The sequence below is a fragment of the Lysobacter korlensis genome (genome assembly GCF_042434515.1).
Window position 1 is genome coordinate 220,757 of the sequence record NZ_JBHLTG010000009.1, and the last position, 17,657, is coordinate 238,413.

Genomic DNA, 17,657 nt, shown 5'->3' on the forward strand with positions numbered 1-17,657 from the left:
CTATTCGGGGAGCGGCAGCACCACCAGCTCTGCGTCGCGAGGCGCGCGGATGTCGAGCCCGGCATGCTCGGTCACGACGACGATCCGCTCGCCGGCGTGCCAGCTTCGCGACCAGACGGGCGCGCCCGCGCGGTCGCGGACCTCGACGGTGTCCGATCCGATCGTCGCCCTGCCGATCGTGTGCGGCTTGAGCTCCCGCATCCAGGGCGCCACCCCGTCGAGCGTGCGCAGCTGGATGTCGGGGATCAGGCCGGACGCGGTCGGCCCGACGTTCAGCAGCAGCCGACCGCCGCGCGACACGGTGTCGGCGTACAGGCGGGCGAGCTCGCGGGGGCTGAGCGTGAGCGAGTCGTCCTCTGCCTGGTTATAGCCGAACGAGAACCCGAGCCCGCGGCACTGCTCCCACCCGGCGCCGGTCTCGTTGCCGGTGTCGTGCTCGTATTCGCTCGTGCGGTAGTCGCCGACCGGTGCGCCCCAGCGGTCGTTCACGATTCCGTCGGGCACGGCAGCGCGGTAGCCGCCGAGCAGCACCTCGAGCGAGTGCGGGCCCGGCCGCTTGCCTGCGTCGGGCCAGTCGATGTCGTTCCAGACAAGGTCGGGCCGGTAGCGGCGCACGAGGTCCGCGACGTGTTCGAAGGTGTACTCGTTGTACGCCCCGTCGACCGGCCGGAAGCGCGAAAGCTGATCGCTGGCGGTGATCGGCGGATGCTCGGCGAAGTGCCAGTCCAGCCCGCCCGAGTAGTAGACGCCGAACCGCAGCCCCTCGGCGCGTACAGCGTCGGCGAGCGGGCCGATCAGGTCACGGCGGGGACCGCGCCCGACCGTGCTGAGGCGGTCTGAGCCGGGCGCGTCCCACAGTGCGATGCCGTCGTGGTGCTTCGTCGTCGGCACGACGTAGTCTGCTCCGAGCGAGGCGAACAGCCGTGCCCACGCCGCCGGGTCGTACTCATCGGCACGCCACTCGTCGAGGAACTCCTCGTAGGGCGCCCCGCCGTGAACACGCTCGTGCCGCACCGCCGCGGGCGAGCCGTCGATGCGGATCGTGTTGGCGTACCACTCCGCGTAGGCGTTGTGGGTGAACCACTCGTCGTCCGGCACGGCGCCCAGCGCACCGGTCGGTTCGGCCCAGGCCGGCACCGAGTAGGCGCCCCAGTGGACGAAGATGCCGAGCGAGGCGTCCTGCGCCCAGCGGGGAAGCGGTCGCGCCATGGGTCCAGAGTAGTCGGCAACCGCATTCCGGTGGACTTCCCGACCGCCGGCGGCAGACCCGGGCCGGTCAGTCGCCGCCGGGCTGCGGCGTCGTCTCGGCGGCCGCCTCGAGGGACGCGATCGCGCGCCGCACCCGGGAGTCGCGCAACTCCGGACTGGTCGCCTTCAGCACCGGCAGCAGGATCGCGTACTGTGCCGACTTGCCGAGCGCGGCGAACGCGCGGGTGGCGGCCGGACTCGCGGCGAGCGCCGCGGTCAACGCCTCCGGCATCTGTGCGTCGCGCTGCGCGGCGTACGCGCCGTCCCAGCGGCCATCCGCCTTCGCCGCCTCCACCTGCTCGAGCCCAGCGGGCCGCATCCTTCCCTCTGCGGTCAGCTGCTCCACCCGCTCGACGTTGATCCGCGACCACGGGCTGCGGGCGCGGCGCGGCGAGTACCGCTGCAGCGAGTGCGTCTCGCTCTCGCTGCGGCTCTGGCTGTCGATCCAGCCGTAGGCGAGGGCGAGATCGAGCGCCTCCTGGCGGGTGATGCCCCCTGGGACTGCGGCCGCCTTCTTGGCGAGCCGCACCCAGACGCCCTCCTGCCGGCCGGCGTGCTGCTCCAGCCAGGCCTCCCACTCGGCCGCGGTGGTCACCTCGAGGATCTCCTCGCCGTTCGGCGCCTGCATGCTCCGAGCATGCCACCCTTCCCCGAGTCGCGGTTGGGTCAGAGGCGGGAGAGGCCGGTGATGCGCACCACGGCGACGCCCTGCTCCTCGGATGCGGCGAGGTCGACCTCGGCGGTGATGCCCCAATCGTGGTGGCCGGCGGGATCATCGAGGATCTGGCGGACCCTCCAGACCTCCGCGTCCTCCTCGATGAGCAGCATCCGGGAGCTGCGCGCGTCCGGACCGGTGCCGATGGAGTCGTGCTCGGCGTAGTAGTCGTCGAGCGCCCTCCCCCACGCGTCGGCATCGAGGCCGTGCTCGCCGTCCATGCTCGGCTGGTCCAGCTGGGCGAGCTGCTCCGCATCGTCGAGCGCGGCGAGCTGGACCCTGCGGAACAGCTCGTTCCGCACGAGCACCAGGAACGCGCGGCGGTTGGTGAGCACGCTCGGCGGCGCGGGCGGCACGACCGGCGCATCCGGATCGGCGGCCGGGTTGACAAGCTGCGTCCACTCGTCGACGAGGCTCGAGTCCACCTGCCGCACCAGCTCGCCCAGCCACTCGATGAGGTCGAGCAGGTCCTCGGTCTTCGCCTCCTCCGGCACCGTCTGCCGCACCGCGCGGTAGGCGTCGCTGAGGTAGCGCAGCACCAGCCCCTCGCTCCGGCCGAGGGAGTAGAAGCCGACGAACTCGCCGAAGGTCATGGCGCGCTCGAACATGTCGCGCACCACCGACTTCGGCCGCAGCTCGAAGTCCCTGATCCACGGCTGGCTGGACGCGAACACCTCGAACTGCTGCTCGAGCAGCTCGGCGAGCGGCCTCGGGTAGGTCACCTCCTCCAGCAGTTCCATCCGCTGGTCGTACTCGATGCCCTCCGCCTTCATCGCGGCGACGGCCTCCCCGCGCGCGCGGAACTGCTGCTGCGCGAGCACCTGACGCGGGTCGTCGAGGGTCGCCTCCAGCACGCTGATCGCGTCGAGCGCGTAGGACGGCGCCGCCGGGTCGAGCAGCTCGAGGGCGGCCAGGGCGAAGGGCGACAGCGGCTGGTTCAGCGCGAAGTTCGGCTGCAGGTCGACGGTGAGGCGGATGACGGGTTCCTCGGACGCTCCGGTCCCTTCGACGGGCTCGCGGACCGAGGCATTCGACGGGCGGATCACCTCCACCACCCCAGCGGCGAGCAGGGTCCGCCCGATGCCGAGCGCCCGCCGGGCGAGCTCGAACTGCCGCGCCCGCGGCTCGTGGTTGTCGAACACCAGGCTCCGAACGTTGCCGACGACGTCGCCGCCGCGGGCGATCACGTTGATGAGCATCGCCGCGGTCAGCTGCATGCTGCTGGTCAGCGGCTCCGGCTCCGCGGCGAGCAGCCGCTCGAAGCTCGGCTCACCCCACGACACGAAGCCCTCCGGCGCCTTCTTGCGGATGATCTTGCGCCGCTTCTTCGGGTCGTCACCGGCCTTCGCGATCGCCCGTGCGTTCTCGACCTCGTGCTCCGGCGCCTGAACGATCACGGTCCCGGCCGTGTCGAAGCCGGCCCGGCCGGCGCGCCCGGCGATCTGGTGGAATTCCCGCGCCGTCAGCTGCCGCATCCGGGTGCCGTCGAACTTGGTCAGCGCGGTCAGCAGCACCGTGCGGATGGGCACGTTGATGCCGACGCCCAGGGTGTCGGTGCCGCAGATCACCCGCAGGAGCCCCCGCTGCGCGAGCTGTTCGACGAGCCGCCGGTACTTCGGCAGCATCCCGGCATGGTGCACACCGATGCCGCTGCGCACCAGCCGGCTGAGCGACCGGCCGAACGCCGTGGTGAAGCGGAAGCCGCCGATCTCGTCCGCGATCCGGTCGCGCTGCTCCCGGTCGATCATGCGGATGCTCGACAGCGCCTGCGCCCGCTCGAGCGCCTCGGCCTGGGAGAAGTGCACGATGTAGACCGGGTACTGGTTGGTGGAGAGCAGTTCCTCCACGGTCTCGTGCACGGGGGTGGTGGCGTAGGAGTGGTGCAACGGCACGGGCCGCTCGACGCCGGTCACCCGGGCAGTGGGCCGGCCGGTGCGGCGGCTCAGGTCATCGGCGAGCGCCGTGACGTCCCCGAGGGTCGCCGACATGAGCACGAACTGCGCCCGGGAAAGGGTGAGCAGCGGCACCTGCCACGCCCAGCCCCGCTCGGGGTCGGCGTAGAAATGGAACTCGTCCATCACCACCTGGTCCGCGGGGGCATCCGCGCCGCGGCGGAGCGCGAGGTTCGCGAGGATCTCGGCGGTGCAGCAGATCAGCGGCGCATCCGGGTTCACCGAGGAGTCGCCGGTGACCATGCCGACGTTCTCCGCGCCGAAGATGTCGACGAGGGAGAAGAACTTCTCGCTGACGAGCGCCTTGATCGGCGCGGTGTAGAAGGTGCGCCCGCCCTGCGCCAGCGCGGTGGCGTGGGCGGCGACGGCGACCAGGCTCTTGCCGCTGCCGGTCGGGGTGGCGAGGATCACGTTGGACCCGGTGACGATCTCCAGCACCGCCTCGTCCTGCGCCGGGTACAGGCTGAACCCGCGCTCGGTCGACCAGGCGACGAACCCGGCGTAGGCGGTGTCCGGATCGTCGGTGGCGGGCATCCGCTGCAGCAGGGTCATCACAGACGATCCTCCCCCACTCAGCGGGGATGCGGGTTCGTCAACGCCTCGTCGCGCGACGCCCGGTCGCCTGCACACCGGTGGAGGGCTGTCAAGCCCAGCGGCACCATCGACTCGTGCACCTACAGTGAGAACACCCCCGCTTCCCGTCGGCAACCCCGCCGATCCTCGGGCCGCTCCCTCGCGGCCGCGCCCCCTTCTCGTTCCGGCTTCTCCGGTTCCCGCACGGCATCGCCGCTGCTGCCATCTCCGACCTGGAGGCCCCCGTGTCGACCTTCGCCCTCCCACCGCTCCGTCTTCCGTTCCCCAACATCCGCGCCGTTCAGCGCCCACTGCCCAAGGTCCAGCCGGCCGCCGACCCCGTGCAGCAGGCGGCGGACCTCGACGAGTCCTGCCGGCCGGTCCCCGCCTCCTCCCGGGACCTCACCATCCCGGATGTCGTGCCGCCGCAGCGGTCATCCTGGCGACGGCCGCTGCGCATCCGCGGCCGCGAATCATAGTTTTTCCAGATGTGGGTGCGGCGATCCCGCCGTCCGGGATCGGGGCGTACCCTCGATTTCCATGACGACGAGTTCGCAGCGCAAGCGAGGCGCAAGCCTCGAGGTGCTCCGTGCCGAAGCGCGCGACGAGCTCGACACCGTCATCCTGGAGCGGTGCCGTCAGGGACAGGATCCCTGGGACTTCATGTCGGATCTGCCGACGGTGGATGAACTCGTCGTCTGGACGCTTCGCGCCGAGCGGATCCTCGCCGACGGCGGCGTGATCCCCACCGCCAGCCGCGATTACCGGGTGCTTCGGCAGATCGCACTCGAGCACCCTGAACTGACGACGACGGTGTGGCGGATGATCGGGCGGTTCGCCGCGTAATCCGCGCCGCTCGCCGGCCGCGACTCAGCGGCGCGTGTCCTCGATCTCCCGAACGAGCGCGTCGACCTCTGACGGGGCGAGGTCGACACCAGTCTGCTCGAGCCGCTGCGAAAGCAGGGCACGCGCGTCGGCGGGCCGGTCACCCGTGGCGTAGTCGGCCTTCACCTGCTCCACGACCCCGCGCACGCGCTCGTTGAACTCTGGTTCCCTGCCGGACGCCTCATCGAACGTCTCCGAGATCTCACCCATGCGTCGATCGTGGCATTGCCCCGAGGGGCTGGCGAGCCGGAGAGGCGGATTCGCACTCGATCCGAAGCAGAGGCACTCGATCCGAGGGAGATGCACTCGGGCGGTGGTGAAGAAAGGATGCGTTGCGGATCCATCCCCCGAAGGCCCCCGCCTTACTGAAGGATCCCCATCCTTGCCTCACCACCGCCCCTAGTCCCCCAACTAGTGCACTCACTACGTTACGGAGCAGTTGAGCGCGGCTCACCCCCCAGAACGGGCGACATTTCGGGGGCCGCTGTCCCCCATACGTACCGCGAAGTGGGGAGAGAGCGAACGGGCAGTCCCCCCTATTGTGGACACCAGCGCACGCGACCAACCCGAGGAAGCGGCGCAGAACCCGAAAGCACGCCCATGATCAACGGCTTCGACTCGTTCCCGCGTGGCATCGAGCCCCTCCGCTACCACTTCACGAACAACGGCGACCACTGGTTCGCCGAGATCGGCTTCACCGGTTCGCCGCTGGGCGACGAGGTGCATGCTGTGATCCAGTTCACCCCCGTCGGCGCCGAGCCGCTTCCGAGCTACTACTGCCGCACCCTCACCGACCGCACGACGCTGGCTCCGCTGCGACTGCGCCGGGAGGAGCCTGACGCGACCGTCACGGAAGAGAACATGGCGGCGATCCTCGACTGGATGCGCTCAACGCCTCGCACGGTGCTGCACGGCACGCAGAGCGACGCGGCACTGTATGTCGACGGCGAGCCCGCATCCAGCCTGCGGTCGGTTGAGCGAACACTCAGCGCTCCGGACGGCTTCGACCGCGTCCGCTGGTTCGATGGCACCAGGATGTGGCCGGTCAGCGCGGCCCCGTCGCCGCAGCTGCGTGCCCGGGTCGCGGTCTGAGCGCACTTCAGCCCAGCTTCGACCGCCCGGTAGCCCTCGCAAGCTTCGAGGCCGCGGAGGCCGGTCGTGCGCCGGCGGAGAGGAGCAGCCCCTCGATCCGGTCAAGGATGCCGAGGCGCTCCTCATTCTCCACCGGCGCACCATCGAGCAGCTCGCACTCCCATTCGCGCCAGACGCGAAGGATCCCGGTGCGCACGTCGGTCGCGGAGACCAGATCGTCGGCGACCTCGGCGATCGGCGCACCCTCCCGGATCAGCTTCACCACCCGGCGTTCGGTGTGCAGCCGCGCGATCTCGACCAGCGACCGGTCACCCAGCAGTTCGCGCACCGGCTCCAGCAGGTCACCCGGCGGCTCCAGGCCCGACGGGTCCCCGAGGGGCGCCTGGTGCTCACGCCGGCCGTCCTCGCCTTCCGGCGTCTTCAGGTGCCACCCTTCATCACCGCCGCCGGTCCGGCGGCGAAGGGTCATCCTGGCAGCGGCGAGCGCACCGTCCGCGGTGTCGAAGTAGGTGGCCCGCAGCATCACCGGCTCCTCCGGCTCCACCTTCGCGATGCGCGCGAGGTCCGGCAGCTCGGTCCACTCGTCGACGTCGTACTTGCGCTCAGACTCGATCTGCGACGTGACGGCCATGACTCCTGTGTAGTGCCTGCGCATGAGTTTCTGCTCGAAAGGGCGGCGAGAATGGGAGCATGCCGACCACCGCGCTCGCCCTGCTCAACCGCCCCTCCGCACAGGCTCCAGAGCACAAGCCCGGCGGGTTCGCCTTCAAGCTGGTCGATCCGGCCGGCCAGTACCTCAGTGTGCTCGACCTGGGCGTCACCAGGGGCGACGGCATCTTCGAGACCATCAGCGTCGGGGACGGCGCGCCGCAGGCGCTGGAACCGCACCTGCGGCGGTTCGCCCGCTCCGCCGCGGCGCTCGGCATGCCGGAGCCCGACCTCGACGCCTGGCGCACCGCGATCCTCGCCGTCATCAGCGAGCTCGACCCCGCCCCTGAGGCGTGGGTGAAGACGGTGATGACCCGCGGCATCGAGGGCGACAGCCGCCCGAGCGGGTGGGCGTATGCCAGCGTGTCGGGCGACTTCACCGCCGCCCGGACGGAGGGGATCCGCGTCGTCACACTCGACCGTGGCTACCGTCACGACGTCGAGCGCACCTCACCGTGGCTGCTCACGGGTGCGAAGACCCTCTCGTACGCGGTCAACCGTTCGGTGCTGCGTGAGGCGGCCCGGCGGAACGCCGACGACGTGATCTTCGTGAGCTCGGACGGCTACGTGCTGGAGGGGCCGACGTCCACCGTCCTCTACCGGCGCGGCGACCGGTTGCTGACGCCGGGAACGGGCCTCGGGATCCTGGAGGGCACCACGCAGGGGTCGCTGTTCGAGCTGGCCGCCCGGCGCGGCATGCGCACCGGGTTCGAGCTGCTCACCCCTGCGGAGCTGGAGACGGCGGATGCGATCTGGCTGGTCTCCAGCGTCCGGCACGCGGCCCCGATCCGTGAGCTCGACGGCACCCCACGCCCGGTGGATGCCGAGCTGACGACGGCGATGAACGACCACCTCGCGAACCGGGTGTCCTAGGTTCCGCGTGGCCTCCCGATCCGGCTCCTCCTGGCGGCTGTCCGCGGCGCTCTGGGCGGAGCACCGCCTCCCAGGGCTCGCCCGGATGTTGCAGCCCTCCGCCGTGCTGCCCGGCGAGCTCGGGCCACACGGCATCGTCTATCGCGGCGCCGACGGTGGTCCGCTGCTGGTGCTCGTCGGCGGCGCGGCGTTCGAACCGCTCTGGCTCGGCAGCGCGCTCGCGAGCGCGCTCGGCGGTGTTGCCGTCGTCGTGCCCGAGCAGGATGCCGGGTCCCTGCCTGCCGGCGCACTCGAGGAGACCGCCGACGAGCCCGAGGTGCGGGGAGCGCAGATCCGTGCCGCGATCGCATCGGCGCCGACGCTCCGCGCGGACGCCGAACGGGTCGCGATCGTCGGCGTGGGCGACGGGTGCTCCGCGGCGCTGCTCACCGTCGCCGCGCCCGCCACCGCGTCGGCAGTCCGCCGCCTCGTGCTCCTCACGCCGACCAGCGCACCCAAGGCCGAGTTCGGCAGGGTACCGCCGACCTTCCTGCAGTCTGCGCCGCAGAGCGCGACGCTCGCCGCCAGCCGGTCACTCGAGATCGACCTCCGCGACGCGGGCGTCGCTGTCCGGCCGGTGGAGTACACCGGCCTGCCGGACGCGTGGGTGCGCTATCCCCGCTTCGCACCAGGATCGAAGCGTGCCGTCGGGGACATCGTCGCGTTCCTCCGCCGCGGCTTCGGGATGACGGGCACCTTCTCGGTCGAGATCCCTGGCTGGGACTTGAAGTGAACCCCGCTGGCCTCAACCTGCAGCGCGCCCAGCAAACGCTCGGCGTAGATACAACTCCAAGACGGTCCCGGTAACCTCGCGCGCATGAACGCCACCACGATGGAGTGCCTGACCGACTGGATGCGTCGGCAACGTTGGTACGGCGGCAAGGGGCAGATTCCGCAACTGCGCCGTATCGGCGCGTGGGAGCTCCCCTCTGACGAGGACGGCGTCGTCCTTCGCACGCTCCTGGTGCTCGACGAGAGCGGCGTGCAGCCGCTGCTCTACCAGGTGCCCATCACCATCCGCCCCACCATCCCGCGCGGCTGGGGTCACCACTTCATCGGCAAGGTCAGCGATACCGAGTTCGTCTTCGACGGCCCGCATGACCCGGCGTATGGCCGGGCGCTGCTGCGGCTGATCGCCTCGGGCGGGTCCGCAACCGACGCCGGAGTGACCGCGACCGGCACCGCCACCGGATTCCTTCTCCCCGTCGACGGGGCCGAGATCACGTCGAAGGTGCTGAGCGGCGAACAGTCGAACACCTCGCTCGTCTTCGACGTCGGGTCGGGCGAGGACAGCCGGCAGATCATCTGCAAGATCTTCCGGATGCTGCACCACGGCGAAAATCCGGACGTGGTGCTGCAGACCGCGATCTCATCCGCCGGATCGCCGCACGTGCCAGCCTCCGCCGGCTACGTCACGGGCGAGTGGGACGATCCCGGCCGGCCGACTGGCCGCGCGAGCGGGCACCTGGCGTTCGCCCAGGAGTTCATGCCGGGCGTCGAGGACGCGTGGCGAGTGGCGCTTCAGGCTGCGTCGGCCGGCGAGGACTTCTCCGACCGAGCCTTCGCGCTCGGCGAGGCGACCGCCGCGGTGCACGAGACGCTCGCGGAGGCCCTGCCCACCCGCGAGCCGAGCCTCGGCGACATCGTCAAGATGGCGAGCCTCTGGCATCAGCGACTCGCCGTGGCGCTCTCGGAGGTTCCGGAGCTGAAAGGCCACCGCGACGCGATCGAAGCCATCTACGACGCGGCTCAGCACGACGCGTCCTGGCCACGGCTTCAGCGCATCCACGGCGACTACCACCTCGGCCAGGTGCTCTCCGTGCCGCACCGGGGTTGGGTGCTGCTGGACTTCGAGGGAGAGCCCCTGCGTCCGATGCACGAACGGGACCAGCCCGATGTGCCCCTCCGAGACGTGGCCGGGATGCTGCGCTCCTTCGACTATGTGGCCGGCTCGGTCGCGATGAGCGCATCCGATGAGACCACGGCACGCGCCACGAGCTGGGCGGGCAACGCGCGGGAGGCGTTCCTCGACGGATACATCGCCCGGTCGGGCGACGACGTGCGCGCACACCGCCTGCTGCTCGACGCGTTCGAGATCGACAAGGCGGTGTACGAGGCGGTCTACGAGAAACGCAACCGGCCGGACTGGCTGCCGATACCGGTCACCGCGATCGCGCGGCTGGCCGCGAGGGGACTGGCTCAGACGCCGTCGTAGGACGAGCCGTTCGCGGTCAAGGCCGGTTCCGTTCCGGACTACGCCCGGGAGCGCCCGGCGCCGAACGCCAGCGCGAGCGCGATGCCGACACCGACGCCGAGGGCGAGTCCGGCGGGGAGGTTCTCGAGCGCCACGCCCACGGCGACGCCAACGCCGATCCCGACGCCCGCACCCGCTCCCCAGCCGACCCCCGACGATCCCTGCGGTTCGGCCGGCTCGTCCGGCTCGGCCGGCTCGGCCGGCTCGTCCGGCTCGTCCGGCTCGTCCGGCTCAGGCTTGTCCGGATCGGGCACGCTGGGTTCCGGCACAGTCGGACCGGGCTCGTGCCGCCCCAGATCGTCGTCGTGATCGTGCGACGGTGGGTTCTCGCTCACGCAACGAGGCTAGAGCCCTGGGCGTCTCGTGGCGGCCGTTTCGCGCCGGGGCCGTCCCAAGAAACGCGCAGGCTCGAATGACAGGGTGGACCGTCCCTCTCGCGCCTCGCACACCTTCAGCATGGAACCGACCTCACTTCTCCTGGGCTATCTGCCGCTCGCCGTCGCGGCGCTGCTGCCCGTCTTCGTGATCTGGGATGCCAGCATCCGGCGCAGCTCGCGCCACTCCTGGACGGCGGTGCTGCAGATCGCGCTGGGCGCGGGGATGCTTCTTTCGGCGGCCGGCGCGGTGTACATCTCCGTGAACACCCTCGCGAGCTACTCACTCGTGCAGGACGATACGCGGAACGCGTTCCTCGTGGTCTTCGCCTCCAGCTACGTGGTCTTCGCCCTTCCCTGCGTCGCCACCCTGATCGTCGGTCTGGTGCGACCCGCGCGGCCGCTCCCACGCCGGGGGCTCACCATCGTGACGCTGGTGACCGATGTGGTGCTGACTGTGCTGGGTCTGCTGTATGCCGCGAGGCAGCTGCCGAACGCCCTGACCACGCTCTTCGGCGGCGCCTGAGCCGGACCACGGAATCCTGAGCGGTTGCCCCGAGCGCTCCCCCGGCCGGTGTCGCGGCGCTTACCTGGAACCGTGAGCCTTCCCCGAATCCCCGGCGACAGCACCGTCGGTCTGGCGACCGAGGGCTATCGCTTCGGCACCCGGCGGTTCGACCGGCTCGGAACCGACGCGTTCGACACCCACCTGGTGCTGCGCCCGGTGACCTTCATGCGCGGCAGCTCCGCGGCGCGGTTCTTCTACGAGGGCGGCCGGTTCGCGCGGAACGGCGCGATGCCCCGCTCGGTGCTGCACCTCATCCAGAGCGAGGGCAGCGTTCTGATGCTGTCCGGCGCGGAGCATTCGCGCCGGAAGGCGGCACTCCTCAGCCTGCTGGCACCGGAGAACATGCCTCGACTCGGCGAGGCGTTCCGGACCTACTTCCTGGAGGCGGTCGGGCGGTGGGCGGGGCGTGAGCGGGTGAATCTGCTGGAAGAGCTTCAGCCGGTGCTCACCCGGACGGTGTGCGACTGGGCCGGAGTGCCGCTGCCCGAAGACGAGCTGGCGCAGCGGAGCCGGGACTTCTTCACGATGGTGGGGAACGTCGCGGCCGTCGGACCGCCGGACTGGGCGACACGAGCGCTGGGGCGGCGGACCGAGCGGTGGGCGGAGGAGCTCGTCACCGGCGTGCGCGACGGCAGGATCCGCACCCGCACGGGGTCCGCGCTGGAGGTGATCGCGAACCTCGAGGACGGCGCCGGCACGCCGCTCGCTCCCGCCGTGCGCGCGGTCGAACTGTTGAACATCCTGCGGCCGACCGTCGCGGTAGGGCGCTATCTCGTCTATTGCGCCTGGGCCCTGCACCAGCACCCGGCATGGCGTGCGCGGTTCGCGGCGGGCGACGATTCGGAGCTCGACCTCTTCGTGCACGAGGTGCGTCGGTTCTTTCCGTTCATCCCCGTGACCGGAGGCACCGCGACCCGCGACTGCAGCTACGGCGGCAAGCAGTTCGCGGCGGGCGCCTGGGTGATGCTCGACCTGTATGCCACGAACCATTCGGGCCGCATCTGGTCGCGACCGGACGAGTTCCTGCCGCAGCGGTTCCGCGGCAGGACGACCCCGCCGAATGAGCTCGTGGCTCAGGGTGGCGGCTACGCCGACGACGGCCACCGATGCCCGGGCGAGGATCCGACCGTCGAGCTGATGCGCGAGGTGGTGCGGCTGCTCACCCGGACCATCGACTACGAGGTGCCGGACCAGGACCTGCGGATCAGCCTGCGCCGAGTCCGCGCCGCCCCGCAGAGCGGCTTCCTCATGTCCGGCGTGCGCACCCGCAGACCCGTGCGTCCCGGTCCCTGAGCCCGTCGAAGGGCCCGAGCCGCAAACCCCGGTCCCTGAGCCTGTCGAAGGGCCCGAGCCAAACGGACACTCCGCCGCAGCGCTTCGGCCGGCTCAGCGACCGAGGTGGCGTCAGCGCAGCGCGTCGGTGAGCAGGCTGACCAGCGCCTCGAGCTGCACGCTGGCCTCGGCGGCGACCTCCTGGTCGCTGCCGTCGAGCGCCCGCGCCGCGAGGCCCGCCTTGCTGCCGATGAGCTCTGCGATCCTGCCGTCGATCGTGTGCGCCGCGAGGATGCGCCAGGCCGTGACGGGCAGCTCCTGGCCGATGCGGTGCACCCGGTCGATGGCCTGCGTCTGCTCGGCGTCGGTCCAGCTCAGCTCCGCCAGGACGACGTTCGACGCCGCCTGAAGGTTCACGCCGACGCCGGCCGCGGTGAGCGAGCAGACCGCGACCGACACGTCCGGGTCGTTCGTGAACGCGTCGATCTGGCCCTGCCTGAACTTGGCGGTCTGGTCCCCGCGAACGGACACGGTGGCGAGACCTGCCTTCGCGAAGTGCTCCTCAGCGGCGTCCATGACGTCGATGTGCTTGGCGAAGAACACCACCTTGCCGACGTTCCGGGCGAGGTTGACGGTGTAGTCGGCCGCGAGCGGCGCCTTCGCCTGGCCGATCTTCCGCACCATGGCGAAGACGTTGTCGCCGGAGTCCGACTGCTTCGATTCCTCCAGCTCGGCCGCCGCGACCATGCGCACCAGCGCCAGGTCGATCCCGTCGCCGGCGTCGGCGCCGCGGTTCGCGAGCACCCGGCGGTACCGCTCGACCAGTCGTGCGACGAGCTTCCGCTCGGAGTCCCGGATCGACCGGGCGACGGGGCCCTCGAGCTCGACGGGGATGTCCGCGATGCGGCGGGCGGGGATGTCGGAGGCCACGTCGACCTTCTTGCGCCGCACGATGCCCATGTCGATGACCGCCTTGCGGGCCGCTGCGAAGAACCCCGGGTCGCCTGGGGTGAGCCCGGTCTCGTCGAGCTTCGCCATCAGCTCGGGCAGCGGCTTCTTCTCGTCGATCCAGCCGAGGTACTGCCAGATCATCCGGAAGTCCTCGATCTGGTTGATCAGCGGGGTTCCGGTGAGGGCGACGAACAGCGCGTTCGGGTGCAGTGCCCGGATGCTGCGCGACAGCAGCTGCACGTTCTGTGAGCGCTGCGACTCCTTGTTCTTGATGAAGTGCGCCTCGTCGACGACCATGCCCTTGAAACCGCGCTTCGACAGCCACGCGACGTGCCGGTCGAGCACCTCGTAGTTGACGACGACGATGTCGGCGAACGCATCCAGGTCCTCGCCGTCGCCGTGCACCACGGTGGCGGTGCGCTTCGGCGTCCAGAGGGCGACCTCGCGAGCCCAGTTCACCTTCACGACGTTCGGCGCGACGACGAGCAGGGGGTAGGCGTTCGACGCCTGCGCGGCGAGCAACGCCTGCGCGGTCTTGCCGAGTCCCGGCTCGTCGGCGAGCAGGTAGGTGCGGTGTCCTGCCCGGGCGCTCTCCACGAAACGGGCCTGGTGGCGCATCAGCTGCCGCCCACCCGCGGCCGCGAGGCTCCCGGCCTCCGGCAGCTCCATGCTGGCTGCCCCGCCGCCGGCGCCGTATTCGAACGAGCGGAACAGGGGCTCGATGAGCTCCCAGTTCGCGAGCCGGCTGGAGGTCGGCTGCTTGGGGCGCGAGTACGCCTCGAAGTCAGGAGCGAGGAAGGGGTTCGCCAGCTGGTACTGGCGGACGCTCTGCGGGATGACCTGCTTCTCCTCCGACGGATCCGGCTGCGACTGCTCCGTCGTGATGATGAGGTCGTCGGGTGCCAGCTCGACGCCGGCGGCGAGCAGCAGGTCTCGGCGGAGCGCCTGTGCGGCGGGGCTGATCGGCGCATCGCCCTGCAGCAGCGCGATCAGGCTGGTGTCGCGTGCGGCCGTCTTGGCGAGGATCGCGGCGAGGCCATCGAGCCGTCGCTGCGCCTCCACACGGTCGGCTTCGGCGATGTCCGCGTCGCTCTTGACGCGGGTGCGCTCTTCGCGAAGCAGCATGGTCGCCACCTGGAACTTGGTGCGGTTCGCGGCCTTCACCGGTCCGCGCTGGGCGGCCGCCTCCACCTCCCGCGCCACGCGGGCGAGCACGGGGATGACCCCGGCGTCGTCGGCGTGCGGCCGGCGCCTCGTGCGGTTGCCCGCGCCGTTGCGCGTCGAAGTGTTCGCCTGTCGCTGGCCCGTAGTGGCCATGCTCCTCCTTGAGAGCTGAAATCCCGGAACGTGCCGCGACTCCCCAACCCCGTGCTGGGAAGAGCGTTTCGGCCTCGACCGGACGTTCCGCGCCCCGGGAGCCCAGACCCAGAGAGAAACCCTGGTGGGACCGGTGGCGCACAGCCATTCTACCCTGTCGTGCCGGGCTCTCGGATTCCGGTCAGGTAACGGTCGAACCTGCGTCGAACCGGGCACCTCGCGGGGCGTTGGTCGGCTGGGAGGGTCAGCGACGCAGCCTGACCAGCGGCACGGTGACCCGCAGCCGGTACCGGCCGTCGGCATCGGCGGCGGGATCACCATCCCACGCCTCCATGGCCGGCGGCGCCGGCAGATATCCACTCAGCGGCAGCCAGGTGCGATACAGCCAGTCGATCGCGCGCAGCTCCAGGTCGACGTCGCCGGCGATCGCCACGGCGGCGGCGAGCATCGGGGGCAATGTCGCCTCGCTCACCCCATCGTCGATCCGCAGTCCCGGGGAGACGACGACCGCGACGTCGTACCGGCAATCGTCCAACGCCACGACCTCGGGATCGTCCCACTGGATCCCCAGCCACGCGGCACCGGTGAGGTTGCGTTCGCGCGCCCACCCCAGCATTCGCTCGGTCTCCACGGCGACCGCGTCGGACGAGTACGGGCGGAAGGCCCGACGGTACGCGATCCGGCGTTCGGGGATGTCCTCGAGCACGGCGGTGAACCCGTCGGGATTGGCGCCGACGTCGAGCCGTGAAAGCCGTCCGCCGTCGAGCGATGCACGGTGCCCGTCGCGGTGCGCCGCCAGGTCGAATCGGCGCGGCGGCTGACCATAGCGTTCCCGGAATGCGCGAGAGAACGCGGAGCTCGAAGCAAAGCCGCAGCGGATCGCGATCGTCGTGAGGTCGAGCCGCTCCGGGGACGACAGCAGCACGATCGCCCGTTCCAACCGCACCCGCTTCACGAACTGGGCGATGGTCTCGCCCGTGATCGAGCGGAACTTCCGGTGGAAGTGAAACGGTGAGAACCGGGCGACGCGCGCCAAGTCGTCCAGCCGAAGCTGTGCGTCGAGATGGGTGAGCACATGGTCGACGACAGCGTTGACGCGGACCAGGTGATCCATGTCCGCAAGATCCGACAAGTTCGCGGTGGCGGCCGTACCTAGCCTCTTCGACATGACAAGCACAGATCTTCCGCTCGGCAACTTCTCGGTGAGCCTATCCGTGGCGGACCTGGACGCGTCCCGTGCCTTCTACGAGCGACTCGGTTTCGTCGTCTTCCCGGGCGTCACCGCCGACAACATGGTGATCCTCCGGAACGGGTCCGCGACGATCGGGCTCTTTCACGGAATGTTCGAGGGCAATCTGCTGACCTTCAACCCTGGATGGGACGCCGATGGTGCCCCGGTGGACGAGTTCGTCGATGTGCGGGAGATTCAGCGGCGGTTGCGGGCCGCCGGGATCCGGCTCACGTTGGAGGCCGACGAATCCGGGTCCGGTCCTGCGGCACTGATGGTGACGGACCCCGACGGGAACGTCATCCTCATCGACCAGCATCGTTGACTCCGGCGGTGCCGCGGATCGCGCTCGATGCTGGGGTGGGAACGCCGCTCGGCGCGCCACTCGGCACCATCATGGTCGGGTTCCGTCCGCCCGGAGGATCTCATCAGCGCGTTCGAGTCCTTGCCGCATTTCGAGCCGCTCTGCCGGATCCCAGCCGCCGGACGATGCGAGCGGGATTTCGAAGATGTGCCGGCGCTGCTCGTTGGGTATCGCGCGGGCCACGGTCAGCGGGCTGGTCTGCACGGCGCCGTAGAGAGCGGGCCCGGCCGCGTAGTACGGGTCCGTGATCCGGATCGAGCCGTCGGCAGCGGCCATGATGTTCGCGGGGTTGTCATCGACCGGCCCGCACCAGGGCGAAGCTTCCATTGCGCGACGGTGGATCTTCTCGATGAGGCCGGCGGCCTCGGCGATGCCCGGGTCTCGATCGCGCAGTCGGCGATGCACCGCGACGCCGATCGAATCGTCCACGGGGCGGAGGAACTCCATCACGAGCAGGCTACCGCCGCCCTCGAGCGCGCGTTCCAGGAACAGCTGCGGGAACCATCCGGTCGCCTGTCCCGATCGATAGAGCTCGGCCGTGAACGGCGCGGTCGGGTCGAACGGGCTGATTCGCGCAGCAAGGCGGCCGGAGGGCGACTTCAGCGCCACGGCCCAATCGCCACGTCCGCAGGGAACCCATCGGCGCCGCCGCAGGTGACGCTGGGCGAGCACATGGTCAGCGCCCACCGGAATGGTCTTCACGTCCAGAAGCTGATCGACCACGGCGACAACCATAGGGGGCCGGTACGCTCTCGGCCGATGCGGACAGGGCGGCGGCGACCGTGGTCGCGAGAAGACCGTCCGCGCAGACGGATGCCCCCGCTCCTGCATGGCAGGTGCGGGGGCATCCGACGCGGTCAGTGGTTGTCGCGGTGGTGGCTGCCTGCCTTGGAGAGACCGCGGCTGATCATGTAACCGACCGTGAGAAGGGCGACGTAGGACCAGGCCTTGTCGGCGCCGAAGCCCTGCCCGTCCTCGCCGTTGTCGACCATGGCGGCCGCGATGAGGATGGCGACCGAGACGACGACGTAGAAGATGAACTCGCTGGTCTTGTAGAACGCCTTGGTCTCGTGGGTGTGCGACTTCGACGGGCGCGCGGCCTGGTTGCCGGCGGCACCGGGGGTGTACGACATGGGGACTCCTTGTGCTGTGGGCGGAGCGCAAATGCGCCCGCGTTCTCCCACTGTCTCTTCTGCTCGCCCAACCTTGCAACCTCTTGCGCATTTCCTGAATGTATGTTATAT

Annotated in this window: 19 protein-coding genes; 9 read left to right on the forward strand and 10 right to left on the reverse strand. The window is 70.4% G+C overall.

Annotated features, from left to right (window positions below):
* The 3 genes from ACFFGH_RS28900 to ACFFGH_RS28910 form a co-directional block, all read right to left on the reverse strand.
* The gene (locus ACFFGH_RS28900; protein WP_386675312.1) at nucleotides 1-1,209 is read right to left on the reverse strand and encodes an alpha-L-fucosidase; all 1,209 of its coding nucleotides are present in this window, start codon (nucleotides 1,207-1,209) and stop codon (nucleotides 1-3) included.
* Between the two features lie 67 nt (nucleotides 1,210-1,276).
* Nucleotides 1,277-1,876, reverse strand: a complete 600-nt coding sequence (locus tag ACFFGH_RS28905) for a YdeI/OmpD-associated family protein (RefSeq protein ID WP_386675315.1) — start codon at nucleotides 1,874-1,876, stop codon at nucleotides 1,277-1,279.
* Between the two features lie 38 nt (nucleotides 1,877-1,914).
* The gene (locus ACFFGH_RS28910; RefSeq protein ID WP_386675318.1) at nucleotides 1,915-4,467 is read right to left on the reverse strand and encodes a DEAD/DEAH box helicase; all 2,553 of its coding nucleotides are present in this window, start codon (nucleotides 4,465-4,467) and stop codon (nucleotides 1,915-1,917) included.
* A 266-nt stretch (nucleotides 4,468-4,733) separates the two neighbouring features.
* On the opposite strand from ACFFGH_RS28910, the gene ACFFGH_RS28915 reads away from it, so the two are divergent.
* On the forward strand, nucleotides 4,734-4,967 hold the full coding sequence (locus ACFFGH_RS28915) for a hypothetical protein (RefSeq protein ID WP_386675321.1): 234 nt from the start codon (nucleotides 4,734-4,736) through the stop codon (nucleotides 4,965-4,967).
* A 61-nt stretch (nucleotides 4,968-5,028) separates the two neighbouring features.
* Nucleotides 5,029-5,334: a hypothetical protein gene (locus ACFFGH_RS28920; RefSeq protein WP_386675324.1), complete on the forward strand. Its 306-nt coding sequence runs from the start codon at nucleotides 5,029-5,031 to the stop codon at nucleotides 5,332-5,334.
* A gap of 24 nt (nucleotides 5,335-5,358) precedes the next feature.
* Here the strand turns inward: ACFFGH_RS28920 and ACFFGH_RS28925 are convergent, their stop codons facing one another.
* Nucleotides 5,359-5,583, reverse strand: a complete 225-nt coding sequence (locus ACFFGH_RS28925; RefSeq protein ID WP_386675327.1) for a hypothetical protein — start codon at nucleotides 5,581-5,583, stop codon at nucleotides 5,359-5,361.
* 390 nt (nucleotides 5,584-5,973) lie between these two features.
* On the opposite strand from ACFFGH_RS28925, the gene ACFFGH_RS28930 reads away from it, so the two are divergent.
* Nucleotides 5,974-6,465, forward strand: coding sequence for a hypothetical protein (locus tag ACFFGH_RS28930; protein ID WP_386675330.1), 492 nt, complete (start codon nucleotides 5,974-5,976; stop codon nucleotides 6,463-6,465).
* Between the two features lie 7 nt (nucleotides 6,466-6,472).
* Here the strand turns inward: ACFFGH_RS28930 and ACFFGH_RS28935 are convergent, their stop codons facing one another.
* Complete coding sequence (locus ACFFGH_RS28935; RefSeq protein WP_386675333.1) at nucleotides 6,473-7,096, reverse strand: CYTH domain-containing protein; 624 nt, start codon at nucleotides 7,094-7,096, stop codon at nucleotides 6,473-6,475.
* Nucleotides 7,097-7,155: 59 nt separating this feature from the next.
* On the opposite strand from ACFFGH_RS28935, the gene ACFFGH_RS28940 reads away from it, so the two are divergent.
* From ACFFGH_RS28940 to ACFFGH_RS28950, 3 genes are all read left to right on the forward strand, one after another.
* On the forward strand, nucleotides 7,156-8,046 hold the full coding sequence (locus ACFFGH_RS28940) for an aminodeoxychorismate lyase (protein ID WP_386675336.1): 891 nt from the start codon (nucleotides 7,156-7,158) through the stop codon (nucleotides 8,044-8,046).
* Between the two features lie 7 nt (nucleotides 8,047-8,053).
* On the forward strand, nucleotides 8,054-8,818 hold the full coding sequence (locus tag ACFFGH_RS28945; protein ID WP_386675339.1) for an NADH-quinone oxidoreductase subunit E: 765 nt from the start codon (nucleotides 8,054-8,056) through the stop codon (nucleotides 8,816-8,818).
* 84 nt (nucleotides 8,819-8,902) lie between these two features.
* Nucleotides 8,903-10,300: a maltokinase N-terminal cap-like domain-containing protein gene (locus ACFFGH_RS28950; RefSeq protein ID WP_386675342.1), complete on the forward strand. Its 1,398-nt coding sequence runs from the start codon at nucleotides 8,903-8,905 to the stop codon at nucleotides 10,298-10,300.
* Between the two features lie 38 nt (nucleotides 10,301-10,338).
* Here ACFFGH_RS28950 and ACFFGH_RS28955 read toward each other — a convergent pair whose 3' ends face one another.
* Entirely contained in the window at nucleotides 10,339-10,674 is a 336-nt protein-coding gene (locus tag ACFFGH_RS28955) for a hypothetical protein (protein WP_386675345.1), read from the reverse strand.
* Between the two features lie 85 nt (nucleotides 10,675-10,759).
* Here ACFFGH_RS28955 and ACFFGH_RS28960 point away from each other — a divergent pair, with 85 nt between their 5' ends.
* Together ACFFGH_RS28960 and ACFFGH_RS28965 are read left to right on the forward strand one after the other, a co-directional pair.
* A complete protein-coding gene (locus ACFFGH_RS28960; protein WP_386675348.1) occupies nucleotides 10,760-11,239 on the forward strand; it encodes a hypothetical protein in 480 nt (159 codons plus the stop codon).
* 72 nt (nucleotides 11,240-11,311) lie between these two features.
* Nucleotides 11,312-12,574 carry a cytochrome P450 gene (locus tag ACFFGH_RS28965; RefSeq protein WP_386675352.1) on the forward strand — a complete coding sequence of 421 codons (1,263 nt, stop codon included), beginning with the start codon at nucleotides 11,312-11,314 and terminating at the stop codon, nucleotides 12,572-12,574.
* 111 nt (nucleotides 12,575-12,685) lie between these two features.
* On the opposite strand, the gene ACFFGH_RS28970 is transcribed toward ACFFGH_RS28965, so the two are convergent.
* Nucleotides 12,686-14,821 (reverse strand): DEAD/DEAH box helicase, encoded by a 2,136-nt coding sequence (locus tag ACFFGH_RS28970; RefSeq protein ID WP_386675354.1) that lies wholly within the window; start codon nucleotides 14,819-14,821, stop codon nucleotides 12,686-12,688.
* Between the two features lie 244 nt (nucleotides 14,822-15,065).
* On the reverse strand, nucleotides 15,066-15,935 hold the full coding sequence (locus tag ACFFGH_RS28975) for an AraC family transcriptional regulator (protein ID WP_386675357.1): 870 nt from the start codon (nucleotides 15,933-15,935) through the stop codon (nucleotides 15,066-15,068).
* Between the two features lie 52 nt (nucleotides 15,936-15,987).
* On the opposite strand from ACFFGH_RS28975, the gene ACFFGH_RS28980 reads away from it, so the two are divergent.
* Entirely contained in the window at nucleotides 15,988-16,374 is a 387-nt protein-coding gene (locus ACFFGH_RS28980; protein ID WP_386675359.1) for a VOC family protein, read from the forward strand.
* 69 nt (nucleotides 16,375-16,443) lie between these two features.
* Here ACFFGH_RS28980 and ACFFGH_RS28985 read toward each other — a convergent pair whose 3' ends face one another.
* Complete coding sequence (locus ACFFGH_RS28985; RefSeq protein ID WP_386675361.1) at nucleotides 16,444-17,136, reverse strand: hypothetical protein; 693 nt, start codon at nucleotides 17,134-17,136, stop codon at nucleotides 16,444-16,446.
* A 134-nt stretch (nucleotides 17,137-17,270) separates the two neighbouring features.
* Entirely contained in the window at nucleotides 17,271-17,546 is a 276-nt protein-coding gene (locus ACFFGH_RS28990; RefSeq protein ID WP_386675364.1) for a hypothetical protein, read from the reverse strand.
* Nucleotides 17,547-17,657: the final 111 nt, after the last annotated feature.

Excerpts from the sequence above, each read along its gene's own strand:
- ACFFGH_RS28910 (WP_386675318.1), bottom strand. The coding sequence starts at position 4,467 with ATGACCCTGCTGCAGCGGATGCCCGCCACCGACGATCCGGACACCGCC.
- ACFFGH_RS28905 (WP_386675315.1), bottom strand. The coding sequence starts at position 1,876 with ATGCAGGCGCCGAACGGCGAGGAGATCCTCGAGGTGACCACCGCGGCC.
- ACFFGH_RS28980 (WP_386675359.1), top strand. The coding sequence starts at position 15,988 with ATGACAAGCACAGATCTTCCGCTCGGCAACTTCTCGGTGAGCCTATCC.
- ACFFGH_RS28970 (WP_386675354.1), bottom strand. The coding sequence starts at position 14,821 with ATGGCCACTACGGGCCAGCGACAGGCGAACACTTCGACGCGCAACGGC.
- ACFFGH_RS28990 (WP_386675364.1), bottom strand. The coding sequence starts at position 17,546 with ATGTCGTACACCCCCGGTGCCGCCGGCAACCAGGCCGCGCGCCCGTCG.
- ACFFGH_RS28925 (WP_386675327.1), bottom strand. The coding sequence starts at position 5,583 with ATGGGTGAGATCTCGGAGACGTTCGATGAGGCGTCCGGCAGGGAACCA.
- ACFFGH_RS28900 (WP_386675312.1), bottom strand. The coding sequence starts at position 1,209 with ATGGCGCGACCGCTTCCCCGCTGGGCGCAGGACGCCTCGCTCGGCATC.
- ACFFGH_RS28920 (WP_386675324.1), top strand. The coding sequence starts at position 5,029 with ATGACGACGAGTTCGCAGCGCAAGCGAGGCGCAAGCCTCGAGGTGCTC.
- ACFFGH_RS28950 (WP_386675342.1), top strand. The coding sequence starts at position 8,903 with ATGAACGCCACCACGATGGAGTGCCTGACCGACTGGATGCGTCGGCAA.
- ACFFGH_RS28930 (WP_386675330.1), top strand. The coding sequence starts at position 5,974 with ATGATCAACGGCTTCGACTCGTTCCCGCGTGGCATCGAGCCCCTCCGC.
- ACFFGH_RS28935 (WP_386675333.1), bottom strand. The coding sequence starts at position 7,096 with ATGGCCGTCACGTCGCAGATCGAGTCTGAGCGCAAGTACGACGTCGAC.
- ACFFGH_RS28940 (WP_386675336.1), top strand. The coding sequence starts at position 7,156 with ATGCCGACCACCGCGCTCGCCCTGCTCAACCGCCCCTCCGCACAGGCT.
- ACFFGH_RS28975 (WP_386675357.1), bottom strand. The coding sequence starts at position 15,935 with ATGGATCACCTGGTCCGCGTCAACGCTGTCGTCGACCATGTGCTCACC.